Annotated in this window: 12 protein-coding genes; 11 read left to right on the top strand and 1 reads right to left on the bottom strand. The window is 40.7% G+C overall.

Annotation, left to right across the window (positions count from 1 at the left end; all coding sequences use genetic code 11):
* Positions 1–106 precede the first annotated feature (106 nt).
* The 8 genes from KQI39_RS05605 to KQI39_RS05570 all read left to right on the top strand — a co-directional run bounded on the left by KQI39_RS05605 (position 107) and on the right by KQI39_RS05570 (position 7607).
* Positions 107–1054: a 3'-5' exoribonuclease YhaM family protein gene (locus KQI39_RS05605; RefSeq protein WP_148448211.1), complete on the top strand. Its 948-nt coding sequence runs from the start codon at positions 107–109 to the stop codon at positions 1052–1054.
* A gap of 3 nt (positions 1055–1057) precedes the next feature.
* Positions 1058–2494, top strand: coding sequence for a 23S rRNA (uracil(1939)-C(5))-methyltransferase RlmD (gene rlmD, locus KQI39_RS05600; protein WP_216417146.1), 1437 nt, complete (start codon positions 1058–1060; stop codon positions 2492–2494).
* Between the two features lie 132 nt (positions 2495–2626).
* Entirely contained in the window at positions 2627–2947 is a 321-nt protein-coding gene (locus KQI39_RS05595; protein ID WP_118688389.1) for a SymE family type I addiction module toxin, read from the top strand.
* A gap of 14 nt (positions 2948–2961) precedes the next feature.
* On the top strand, positions 2962–3747 hold the full coding sequence (locus tag KQI39_RS05590; RefSeq protein WP_216417144.1) for a ParA family protein: 786 nt from the start codon (positions 2962–2964) through the stop codon (positions 3745–3747).
* On the top strand, positions 3737–4735 hold the full coding sequence (locus KQI39_RS05585) for a ParB N-terminal domain-containing protein (RefSeq protein ID WP_216417143.1): 999 nt from the start codon (positions 3737–3739) through the stop codon (positions 4733–4735). The genes KQI39_RS05590 and KQI39_RS05585 overlap by 11 nt, the downstream gene beginning before the upstream one ends.
* Positions 4728–5006 carry a hypothetical protein gene (locus KQI39_RS05580; RefSeq protein ID WP_216417141.1) on the top strand — a complete coding sequence of 93 codons (279 nt, stop codon included), beginning with the start codon at positions 4728–4730 and terminating at the stop codon, positions 5004–5006. Before KQI39_RS05585 ends, KQI39_RS05580 begins: the two co-directional genes overlap by 8 nt.
* A 160-nt stretch (positions 5007–5166) precedes the next feature.
* The gene (locus KQI39_RS05575) at positions 5167–6150 is read left to right on the top strand and encodes a hypothetical protein (protein WP_216417139.1); all 984 of its coding nucleotides are present in this window, start codon (positions 5167–5169) and stop codon (positions 6148–6150) included.
* Positions 6147–7607 carry an ATP-binding protein gene (locus KQI39_RS05570; protein ID WP_216417137.1) on the top strand — a complete coding sequence of 487 codons (1461 nt, stop codon included), beginning with the start codon at positions 6147–6149 and terminating at the stop codon, positions 7605–7607. The genes KQI39_RS05575 and KQI39_RS05570 overlap by 4 nt, the downstream gene beginning before the upstream one ends.
* Before the next feature lie 85 nt (positions 7608–7692).
* Here the strand turns inward: KQI39_RS05570 and KQI39_RS05565 are convergent, their stop codons facing one another.
* Entirely contained in the window at positions 7693–8397 is a 705-nt protein-coding gene (locus KQI39_RS05565; protein WP_216417135.1) for a hypothetical protein, read from the bottom strand.
* Between the two features lie 291 nt (positions 8398–8688).
* Between KQI39_RS05565 and KQI39_RS05560 the strand changes: the two genes are divergently transcribed.
* The 3 genes from KQI39_RS05560 to KQI39_RS05550 all read left to right on the top strand — a co-directional run bounded on the left by KQI39_RS05560 (position 8689) and on the right by KQI39_RS05550 (position 12504).
* Positions 8689–11373, top strand: a complete 2685-nt coding sequence (locus KQI39_RS05560; RefSeq protein ID WP_216417133.1) for an NACHT domain-containing protein — start codon at positions 8689–8691, stop codon at positions 11371–11373.
* A gap of 141 nt (positions 11374–11514) precedes the next feature.
* Positions 11515–11736: a helix-turn-helix domain-containing protein gene (locus KQI39_RS05555; RefSeq protein ID WP_216417131.1), complete on the top strand. Its 222-nt coding sequence runs from the start codon at positions 11515–11517 to the stop codon at positions 11734–11736.
* 12 nt (positions 11737–11748) lie between these two features.
* Positions 11749–12504: a TdeIII family type II restriction endonuclease gene (locus KQI39_RS05550; protein WP_216417129.1), complete on the top strand. Its 756-nt coding sequence runs from the start codon at positions 11749–11751 to the stop codon at positions 12502–12504.
* Positions 12505–12510 lie beyond the last annotated feature (6 nt).

Below are 12510 nucleotides of genomic sequence, written 5' to 3'. Positions count from 1 at the left end.
CCAGAGATCGTAGAGAAAGGCTGGCGGTGAATGCAAAGTGTGAAGTGGACGGGGAAGTGAGTATGTCCGCTTTAAAAGTAAAAAAGAACAGAAAGGCAAGAATTTTATGCGTTTTTTAAATGAATTACATGAGGGAGACAGAGTAAACGGGATCTATCTCTGCAAACAGAAACAGGCAGCTACAACAAAGAACGGAAAGCCCTATGAAAATCTGATCCTTCAGGATAAAACAGGTGTGATCGATGGTAAGATCTGGGACCCTAATTCTCTGGGAATCGATGATTTTGATGCTCTGGATTACATTGAGATAATGGGAGATGTGACAAGTTTTGCAGGTGCCATGCAGCTGAACATCAAGAGAGCACGCAAGGCAGGAGAAGGGGAGTATGATCCGGCAGATTATCTTCCTACCAGTGAGAACAGTGTGGACGATATGCAGAGCCAGCTGTGCGACCTGATCAACAGTGTGAAAAATCCTTATCTTTCTCAGCTTTTGAAGAAGCTTTTTGTGGAAGATCAGGAATTTATGAAAGTGTTTGAAGGTCATTCCGCAGCCAAGACCGTACATCATGGATTTATTGGCGGGCTGATGGAGCACACCCTTGGAGTGACACGTCTCTGTGATTACATGGCAAATGCCTATCCGCTTTTGAACCGTGATCTTCTGATCACAACCGCTCTTCTTCATGACGTGGGCAAGACCAAGGAGCTTTCAGCTTTTCCGATGAATGATTATACAGACGAGGGACAGCTTCTGGGACACATTGTGATCGGGGCACAGATGGTACACGATCTGGTAAAAGAAATTCCGGACTTTCCGGAGAAGCTTGAGAATCAGGTGATTCACTGTATTCTTGCCCATCACGGTGAGTTGGAGTACGGTTCTCCCAAGAAACCGGCACTTGCAGAGGCAGTAGCTCTGAATCTGGCAGACAATACCGATGCAAGAATGGAGACATTGACAGAAATTTTCCACGCAGACAAGGGCAAAAAAGAATGGCTCGGTTACAACCGTCTTTTTGAGTCCAATTTAAGAAGAACAGGAGATATTTGATAGATGGAATTCCGTAAAAACGATATACTGACTTTGGATATAGAGGATTGCGGAGTTGACGGTGAAGGTATCGGGAAAGCCGATGGCTTCACCGTTTTTGTGAAAGACGCCGTGATTGGAGACCGGATCAGCGCCAAGATCATCAAGGCAAAAAAGAACTATGGCTATGGCCGTCTGATGGAGGTGATCACACCGTCCCCGTATCGTGTGAAACCGGCCTGCTCCATTGCCCGCCAGTGCGGAGGATGCCAGCTTCAGGCATTATCCTATGAGCAGCAGCTGAAATTCAAGGAGAAAAAAGTCCGTGGCCATCTGGAGCGGATCGGCGGTTTTAAGGATTTCCCGATGGAGACGATCATGGGAATGGATGAGCCTTACCATTACCGCAACAAGGCACAGTTCCCGGTAGGAAAAAATAAAGACGGAAAGATCATCACCGGTTTTTATGCAGGAAGAACCCACTCTATTATTGACAACCGGGACTGCATTCTGGGTGTGAAGCAGAATAAAGAGGTTTTGGACCGTGTGATCGGACATATGGAGAAATATCATGTACAGCCTTATGATGAGACAACAGGAAAGGGTCTTGTACGCCATATTATGATCCGCTATGGTTTCCATACGGATGAGATGATGGTCTGTCTGATTTTAAACGGAGATAAGATCCCGGCAGAAAAAACTCTGGTGGAGTCGTTGTGTGAAATTCCGGGAATGACCAGTATTACCATCAATGTAAATAAAAAACGGAACAACGTGATCCTGGGTGATCAGCTTCGTCTTCTCTGGGGACAGTCCTATATAACGGACAGTATCGGAAATATTTCCTATCAGATTTCACCACTGTCCTTTTTTCAGGTCAATCCCATCCAGACCGAAAAACTGTACGGAAAAGCCCTGGAGTACGCCGGCCTCACCGGAAACGAAACAGTCTGGGATCTGTACTGCGGAATCGGAACCATCTCCCTGTTCCTGGCCCAGAAAGCAAAATTCGTCCGCGGTGTGGAGATCGTACCACCGGCCATTGACAATGCGAGAGAAAATGCAAAGCTTAATGGTATTGAGAACGTGGAGTTCTTTGTTGGAAAAGCGGAAGAAGTACTGCCGAGGGAGTATGAGAAGAATGGCGTCTACGCAGATGTCATTGTAGTAGATCCGCCGAGAAAAGGTTGCGATGAGGTACTGCTGAATACGATCCTTAAGATGAAACCGGAGAGGGTTGTGTATGTGAGCTGCGACAGTGCTACTCTGGCCAGGGATCTGAAGGTGCTTTGTGCGGAGGATTATGAATTGACGCGGGTTTCTACTACGGATATGTTTCCGCAGAGTACGCATGTGGAGACTGTGTGCCTTTTGGGCAAACGAAAACCAGATACCACGGTAAAAATAGGCATTGATATGGATGATTATTACCGTATCAGGGAGAATGCTGAAAGCAAATAAACCTTTACAAAACTGAATAATACACTGAAACAAAGCAAGACAGAAGCTGTTGATGCGTTAGAAGATAACGTGTCAGCAGCTTTTTCTTTTTATCTGAAAATCTATTAGTCAAGTCTGAAAGGAGTCAATTCTATGGCAAAGAAAAATGTAAGAAATATGAAGGTTTGTGGACAGAGCGGTTATAAATATGAGACAGTTCCGGCGATTACATTAAAAGGAAAGTGGCTGGAGGAACTGGGATTTCATCTTGGGGATTATGTACAGGTGAAATGTGAAAATGGTCAGCTGATTATCACGCCGGATGTGAATAAAGCACAGGAGCAGGAAGCAAAAACGGCATTTATGGATGAGGAGATTAAGAAACTGAAAATCAGATACCAGAATGAAAAGGAAGAAATTACTGCAAAATATGTGGCAGAGCAGAGTGCAGGCTGTTATGGAAAGAAAGCATGAGAGGGGGAGAAAGTATGGCAAGGATTATAATGTGCGGATCATTTAAAGGGGGAGTTGGCAAAACTGCCAGCTCCTGGAACCTGGCTTATTCACTGGCTGAGATGGGAAAAAGGGTTCTGGCTGTTGATTTTGACAGCCAGGCAAATCTGACTACCTGTTTCGGAATTGAAGATCCTGCGGCTGTGCCGGTGACGATTGGACATCTGATGATGAATCGGCTGGAAGATGAGGAAATGCTGGATCCGTCAGAGTTTGTTCAGAGCAGAAATGGCGTGGACTTTATTCCGTCATCCATGATGCTTTCAGCAGTGGACAGTAAGCTGCGGATGGAGATGGGTTCAGAGAAGATGCTGACCGGCATTCTGGAGCCGCTGAGAGGGCTGTATGACTATATTATTGTAGATACCTGTCCATCGCTCGGAACGTTGACGATTAACGCACTGACGGCAGCTGATGAGGTGATTATTGCCGTCAATCCGCAGCTTCTGGCAATGATGGGATTGCAGGATTTTATCCGGACAGTGAAGAAAGTTAGAAGCAGACTGAATGAACGCCTGCAGATTGCAGGGATCCTGCTGACTATGTGTGATGCCAGAACAAATCTCTGCAAGGTAATCACAGAACAGCTGACGGATACTTTTGATGGACAGATCCGGATTTTTAAGAGCATCATACCAAACACAGTAAAGGTGGGAGAATCAATTTATTACAGTGAGCCGCTTCTGGAGTATGCACCGGAGAATAAGGCTTGTAAAGCATACCGGAATCTGGCGGAGGAGGTGGCTGGGGATGAAAGCTAATGCACCAAAAAGAAAAGTATTTCAGGACGCACTGGATCTTCTTGCTGAGGATCCAGTGAAGGATACGCCAGTGGCTGTGAACGGGATTGTCTCTATTCCTGTTGAGGAAATCCATCCTTTTCATGATCATCCGTTCCGGCTGTATGAGGGAGACCGTCTGGAAGATATGGTACAGAGCATCAGGGAGTACGGTGTGCTGAATCCGGTGATCGTAAGGAAGGCTGCAAGGGGGTATGAGATGCTTGCAGGGCATAACAGAACCAATGCGGCGAAGATAGCAGGATTGACGGAGGTACCAGCGATAGTGAAGACGGATCTGTCTGATGAGGATGCTTATGTGTACGTGATCGAGACAAACTTGTTGCAGAGATCTTTTGCGGAAATGCTTCCATCAGAGAAGGCGGCAGTGCTGGTGGCACGTTATGAGAAGATAAGCAGTCAGGGAAAACGAAATGATATCCAACAGGAAATCGAGGCTCTGGAAGAAACCTGTGGACACGATGTCCACAAGTCCAGAAAGAAAACCTGTGGACATGATGTCCACAAGTCACAGAAAAGCCGTGATGGGCTTGGTGAGGAATATGGAATGACTGGAAGGAATATTGCCAGATACATGCGGCTGGACCGGCTGATTCCGGAGTTTAAGGATGCTGTAGATAAAGGGACGCTGGCAATGGTGGCCGCTGTGGATTTATCTTATCTGAATGTGAAGATGCAGAAGCTGATCCAGCAGGTGGCAGAGGCTGAGGGAAAGAAACTGAAACCGAAGCAGGCAGTGGAACTGCGGAAGATGGGAAAGGAGATTACGAAAGAGGCGGTTGAGAGTGTTCTGGCAGGGAAAGAGCAGAACAAGCCGCAGAGCGTGTCTGTGAAGCTGCCGGTGGAATTGTATGAGAAGTATTTTGGACAGATGGATGCCGGAGCAGTGCAGGAAATCATGGAGAAAGCACTGGAAGGGTATTTTGGAAAGGAGGCAGCAGGTGTTTAGCAGAGAAGATCTTGAATGTCTGGATCCGGGGTATTTTGAGATTATTTATATGGATGACCGGGATGTGACCATTATGTCTCGGAATACCAGACATATGTGGTATATACATAATCCGGAATATCCGTTGATGGGATCCTGTATTATATTTCATAAGCATAAGGTGTCCCATCCGTATCATCAGCATGGTCGCAGTAATACGCTGCGGCAGGCTGTGCGGAGCATTAAGAGCCATGATAACTGGCAGTTGGGTGGGAGAAAAACTGCAAATTAGTATAAGTGTGGGAGACGTTATCAGAAATGGTAGCGTCTTTTTGCTTCAAATAGAAAGAAAATTATGCAATTCAAAATATATTGTCTGAGTTTGTCTTTGGTAGTATACTAACCATAAATAGAAAACAATGAATGGGTAAAACTGATAAGGGATGATATATATGGGAGATAGAAATGCATCACCATCAGCTTTTGGATGGGATTTTCAAGCAAATGCAGCAATTTTGTTAATGATAGAAAATATTAAACAAGCAGAAAAAATACGGGTTGAAGGTGCGGATGAAGACATAGAAATTACTCTGCTTAATAAGGAAAAAATTTATGCTCAAGTTAAGGCTGTGGAACGACCTGAAAATTATACCCATGTCATAGATAAATTGACAGCAGCACTTGAAACATTGAACTTGGCGGCAAAAAATGGTGATGGAAAACTATTTACTTATGTAACAAATTCGCCTAATCCTTTTAACAATCAAAAGATAATGCATTATTTTACTGGAAATACCCATTTGGACTTTGATGAACTTCCCTCACAAGCACAGAAAAGAGTTCTGGATCTATTAAAAGAGAAAAATTATGATTATCTTGATGTTAATAAAATGGATATTAGAGTAATCCCTTTTTATGGAAGGGATTTAAAAAATCGATATAAAGAAATTCTGTCTTCAATAGATAATTTATTGGCAGATGCTTCGATAGACGTAGTGGGTGTAAATAGAGAAATATTGCGGATTTGGCAAAGAGATTTTTTTCAAAATGCAACAATTCCAGATACTGAAATTTCTATTACAAAAGAAAAAATGATGTGGCCATTGATTGTTTTAGTGGTAGATAGAGTCGCTGCAAATGACTATAAAAAAGATTTCGATGATGATGAAGTGGATGAAATTGAAAATAATTATAAAATGGTAATAAACCAACAGACTTTATTGTATGAATTTGTAACAAAGGTTATTTGCGATTTTATTCAAGCAAAATTATCAGTTAAAAAATTTATCAATGCTAATTGGGAAAATTATGTTGAAACAATATCAATGGTGAAGGCAGATGATCATACGAGGGAAATACTGATAAAAATTATATTACACAGAATTTTGACACAAAGAAATAATATTAGTAATTTGAAAAAGGAGATCGGCCTATGAAGTTTTTAGAAATAACAATAAAGGATGGCTTCTTTAAAAAAACGGTTCTTTTTTCAGATGGAATAAACATGATATATAGCCAAAATAATTCGGCTGGTAAAACAACGTTTATAAGATGCATATTATACGCATTGGGTTATCCGATTCCGAGTACAAAAGGTCTTAAATTTGAAAATATGGAATTTGAGTTGATTTTGACTAATAATGAAAAAATGTATAAGTTACAACGTAGAAATATGGATATGACTGTTGAAGTGGAAAATGAACAGTTAGATTATTTGCTTCCTACGGACTTTTATGAAATAATGGAGAAACTTACTTCTTGTAATAATGCAGATATTATAGATAATATGCTAGGTGCTTGTTATATGGATCAGGAAAAAGGATGGACGCTGCTTAATCGAGGAAAAGTAATTGGAAACATTGCATTTAATATAGAGGAATTAGCTAGAGGTTTAGCTGGAAAAAAGTGTGATGACCAGTTGAGAGAACTGGAGGCAGTAAAGAAGCAATTAAAAAAATATGAGTATATGTATTCCGTGGCAAGATATCAGACGGAAATCAATCAAGAAGCCAATAATATTGTGTATGATTCTTCTGATGAAATTATTGATAAAAAGATTGAGATTTTGCGGTTGCAAAAAATGCCTCTTGAAGAAGAGTTGAAGCAAGTTAAAGATATATTGAGAAAGAACAAGCTTTTAGTAGATTATATTAATGATTTGAAGTTAATAGTACAAAGTGATTCAGGAGAACAAATACCTGTAACATATAAGAATTTGCTCGGATTTACAGATAATATGAATTTTTTATCAGCCAGAAGAAAACTCCTTTCTGGGGATGTAGAGCATATTAATAGAGAAATTAATCGTTTGATTGAAAAAAAGGAAAAAGAAATAGGACTGGTTAAGGTTCAAACGATTATAGAAAAATTTGATTCCAATATTAGTAAAATTAAGATTGATCAAATTGCAACTCAGAATGTTATTGATAATTTAAAGAAAAAGAAGAAACAGCTGCAAGACGAGATTAAAAATTTTACAAAGATGGACAACCCAGTTGTTCCAGAATTGCATGAATATATTAATAAATATGCAAAAGAATTAGGAATTGATGAAACGTATATTTCGCCAAATAAAGATTACATATTTACAAATGATTTAAAATCTCTGACGGGCACAATTTTGCACAAAATAGTTTTCTCATTTAAATTGGCATATATTAAAATGATAAAGGAGAAGGCTGGTATAATATTACCGATTATATTAGATTCTCCGAGTGGGAGAGAAGTAAAAAAAGAGACAGTAAATGAAATGTTGGAAATATTACAGAGGGATTTTTCAGAACATCAGATTATAATTGCTTCAATATATAATTTTGATATATGTATTCAGAAAACGATTAATTTTAAAAATAGGTTGTTTGAAGATGAGGATTTTGTGAGTAATATGCAATAATTTAAAGCAGGCTTAAGCAAAAGAGGCAAATATTACATTGTGCACTCCATCTGCAGAAATTTTTTCTTCAGATGGAGTGCGTTTTTTATATATAATCGGCAGTTTGCATATATTCTTTAAAAACCGGGCGTAGAGTCTGTACCCAGCCATAAAGAGTACGCTGTGGTCTGTTCAAGATGGTAGCCGCTTCTTTTAATGTAAATTCGTTCCCCAAAAGATTGATTAATTCGACATATCTGTTATACTGAGGATAGTTCTTTTGAATGAAGCTGATCCAGCCAGTGAGAAGTTCCTGGTAGTGATCGGTGAAATTGATGTCACGGGCGGACTGGGGTTCATAGGGATCCTGATTGCCGTCTTTGTCTGTGACGGAAAGTGTGGAAAAAAAGGCTTTTCCTTTCATCAGATTGAAAATTTTGTTGTGTGGACAGGTGGTGCAGCTGTTGGCTAAAGTTTTGGGCTGGCCGTTGTCCGGAGTGTATTCAGGATTAGGGATTCTGATGGGGCAGAATCTGGATTTTCCATTTTGACCGCTGATGATGCAGCGGTTTTCTATTCTGTAGTGGTGCTCCTGCATCCATTGTTCTCGTTTGAAAATTTCATAGGCGTTTTTATCGACTTCCAGTTTGAGGGCAGGAACCATTCTGCCTTCTATGCACATCTTAGACAGCATAGTGCCAGATCTGTCCTGATCAGAACAGGACTGGAATTGGCGGATGCCTTCTTCATCAGTTTCAAAGAGTACAAAATATTTCTTTTCGCTGGCTGTTTCCGGGACTTTTTTGTTCATGGGGATTCTCCTTTCGTGGCGATTGCCGGAAGGAGGATGCACATGGCTGTACAGGATCTCGGATGGCGGATGCGAAAAAGCACGCAAAGAAAGAGGTCAGGCACAGGAATCTTGATAAGTCTGTAGGACATATCAGAAATTATGTGCATCCTCCTGCTTTTGCGCGCTTGGATCAAAGCAATCAGATTTATTTGTTGTAGAGAGTATTGAGTTTATTTAGTTGCAGTTCAACGTTTACCGCAGTTTATTCAGATAAGCTGAGTTAATAATTACGTGAGAGAAGGTATATGGATGGGGAGTGAAGTTGCATTACATCTTTCAGGCGGGATTTTCTTTAATCTGATGCTGGCGGCAAGAAAGAAGCCGGTGGCAAATCAGAAAGAGTGCCTGAAAGAACTGCTTTATATTTTTGACAGGTCTGCAAGGGGGATGTCCGGGAATAGCCTGGTGACGATTGCGTCACGGTTCAGAAACTGTGATCCGGATTTGCACAGCGAGTACATAAGATTTGGGGATCCTGTTGTTGTAGAAGAATTTAATGGAAGAATGCGGGATGATTATGCTTCAGTTGTAGGGGAAGTGAAGAATTATGCAGATCACTATCTGGATTTGGAAGTGAATGGGAAGTGGTTGGCCCGGGCACTGATGGAACTGGTTGAGAAAGACAGTTTGATTCAGGATAATGCAAAGTTTATGGCGATTCCGGGAGGGATTCCGGCGTATAAGCAGGAGTTTCCGGAGATGCAGGTGGTGTATATTTATAATCTGTTGCTGAGTGTGTGGCATTATATTTGCTGTACGCAGGGAATGTCTGAAAACGGGCAGGAAACGTATTTTGCTTTGGCTGATTCTATGGGAGAAAGCAGGCCGAGAAAGTTTGACAGGAGCAGGATTGGTTTTGAGAGCCATGAAGATGTGCAGGTGTCATATGATACGGAGATAAAACCGGTTAAAACACATTTTGTTGCTCCAGTAGATGCATACGCACAGGCGATTACAGGAAAAGCGGTACAGGCGGAGATGATGCCAGATGTTTATGAAGCAGGGCTGCAAAGGATCTTTACCAGACCGGAGGATATTATGTTATTAGATTTTGAAATATCCCCAGTGGTTGGAAGAAAAGATATGCTCAATAAATATAAAACTTATCTGTGCCGGGCTTATGATAAGCATAGTAAAAAGAAAACTTTCCTGTACGAGATGCAAAGAGAGTTTTATGGATTTTTTGTGTGTAATGATGTAAAACAGCGTGAGAATGCCTGCAGGAGTGAGCTGAGAACGGCTAAAGAAAATGAAAATGTGATTAAAAATGCTTGTGTAGATTCCTTTCTGGAGGAACGGCGTTTCATCGTTTTATCTGGGACTGGCGGTATGGGAAAATCTATGATGATGACACATTTCATGCTGGATACAATCGGGAAGTATAGAAAGACAGGGAGAGTACCGGTGTTTGTTGTACTCAGGGATTATAATCCTGCATCTGGGGATTTGCTGGACTTTATTTTTCAGGAACTGAAAAGACATGATGTGAACCTGCATTTATCAGATTTGGTGGAACTGCTTCAAAGTGGAAAGGGAGTGATCCTTTTTGATGGTCTGGATGAGATTAAGAGTGAGAATAGCAGGTATTTCTATAAAGAAATAGAAACACTCGCAGATAGTTATCCGGATGCTACCTATATTGTTTCATCAAGACCGACCATGAATTTCAGAGGGCTGAGCCGTTTTACCGTGTATGACCTGCAGCCTTTCAGCAAGGATCAGGCAATAGAGATGGTAGAAAAGCTGGATCAGAGCGTTGTGGATCCAGTGATTCAGAAGGATTTTATCCAGGATTTGAAAGACAACAGATTCGGATTTGGATGGAAGGAGCGTATGGATTTTCTGGGAAATCCGCTGTTCCTGACAATTCTTCTGCTGACTTATGAGGGGAATCATGATATCCCGACTGAGAGGTACCTGTTTTATGAGCAAGCATATGAAGCATTGGCAAAGAAGCATGATGCAGCAAAGGCTCTGACAAGGGAGTTTGCAACTGGTTTGAACAGCAGGGAGTTCCAGAACTATTTTGGAGAGTTCTGCACGATTACCTATGAGCAGGAAAAGTATGATTTTACACCGGAAGAAATCAGTGCATATTTTCAGGAAGTGATTGAGGCGAATGAACTTGAGACTACACCGGAAGCATTTATTGAGGATGTGACGGGGAAAATCTGTCTGATTTATAAGGATGGCGGAAAGTATTATTTTGTGCATCGGTCTTTTCAGGAGTATTTTGTGGCATATTTCTTTTCAAGACAGCTGGAGCAGAGGTTTGGTGCTGTACTGGATATTTTTCAGAACAGGGATACCCTGGATCATGACAGTGTGGTTCTGCCGATGCTGTTTGATATGGAACAGCATAAAACTGAATTGTGTATAGTTATTCCTTTCTTGGAACAGGTGTTTAAGGACAGGGAAGATGATGATGCGTATGAATATTTTCTGGAGCATTTTTATTCCATCATCTGTTATGAGCAGGGAGATGTGAGTGAAGTGTCCACGGGTACATCAGAATCATCCATTTATGAATTTATTGCAGATAAGTATCGGTTCAAAGAAATGATTGATGGGGATGAGCTACCAGAAATGGATTGCTGGGTGGATCGGGAATATGTTTATTATGACCGGAACTGGGATAAGGAAACAAACCAGATTGGCACGGAACTGATTGCACGGATTGACCTTCCTCATGGATATGAGCAGATGCATATGGATTGGACAGATGAAGAAATAGAAGTTGTGGGAAAGAGTTATGAAATCTGTGTTGTAGATGTTTACCGGCGTCCTATATATGAAGATACATTGAAAATGTTGACAGATGATTCATTTCCACTTAAGCAGGAATTTTATGCTGCAAAAGCACTGTATATGAGATTAAAGGATAAATATAAGCAGAAGAAGGACAGAAAAAGTTTTAGGTCAAGGTTTCATTAAATGAAAAGACCACCGAATAAATGATGCAAGAGTCATTTATCTGGTGGTCTTTATGTCTGTCTAGTCATGAAATGTTGCTGATAAACCGTTGCCTTATTTGCTGTTGACGAGTATCCTAAAAGCATACTAAGGAGGAACCATATGGAAACAGAATACCTTAAAAAATTTGGAAACAGAATCCGTGAACTTAGACAGGAAACAGGGTTGAGTCAGGAAAAATTTGCGCTTAAAATAGGAATGGATAGAACGTATTTTGCTTCCGTGGAAACTGGTAAGCGTAATGTATCTTTATTGAACATAAAAAAGATCGCAGATGGGTTATCGGTATCAATGGCAACTCTATTTGAAGGTGTAGAAAAATAAGGAGGGGTTGTCATGGATACAAAATATCGTGAATTGATAGCTAATGAGTTTCGGAATTGTGTACAAGGTACAATTTATCGTATTACCAGAAATGAGCAGACGTATCGTCCATTTCATACAGCACTTCTTTCAGAAGAGGTTATTTTTTGGAGTGCGTTTGAACGTTCTTTCAGTACATCTTTTGGACAAAGGGTGATTGAAGAACTGGCCAAGTTGGTAGCATTTGCAAATGGAGCAGATGCGGCTGAAAGACAAAGAGAAACTTATATTGAGCTTGACGAAGCTGTGGATAATGCCATTCATAATCACATACAGGAGTTAAGAAACAATACTTGTCTAGATCGTGACTGGAATACAACAGTGCAAAGAATAAATACTGTACCGAGAATGGGAAAAACACATACAGTAAGAGTGATATCTGATTTATGGTGGCATAAAAATGGACAAGACAATTTTATTAGCCTTAAAACTGTAAAACCGAATATTGATCAGACTGCTGTTGCAAAAGAAGACTGCTTACACTTGACTTTTGGTGTGAAAAATTGTAATGCGTATTTTGGTCTTCCTTATAATCCATTTGGAGAAAAACGTGAATTGTATAATTTTCATCCACCAATGGGAATATTTGATTTCAGACATGATCCGGTTGTTTTGATTGGACGTGATATGTGGGATACCATCGGAGGGCAGGGATGCTATGATGAATTACTTGAAATTGCATCTCAAGTTGGAAAGGAAACCAGAGAAAGCATTCGTGGATTAAGGTAGAGGACA

The organism is Blautia sp. MSJ-36, assembly GCF_018917985.1.
In the GTDB taxonomy this organism is placed as follows: Bacteria; Bacillota; Clostridia; order Lachnospirales; family Lachnospiraceae; genus Blautia_A.
This window is presented reverse-complemented; position numbering and strand designations above follow the sequence as displayed.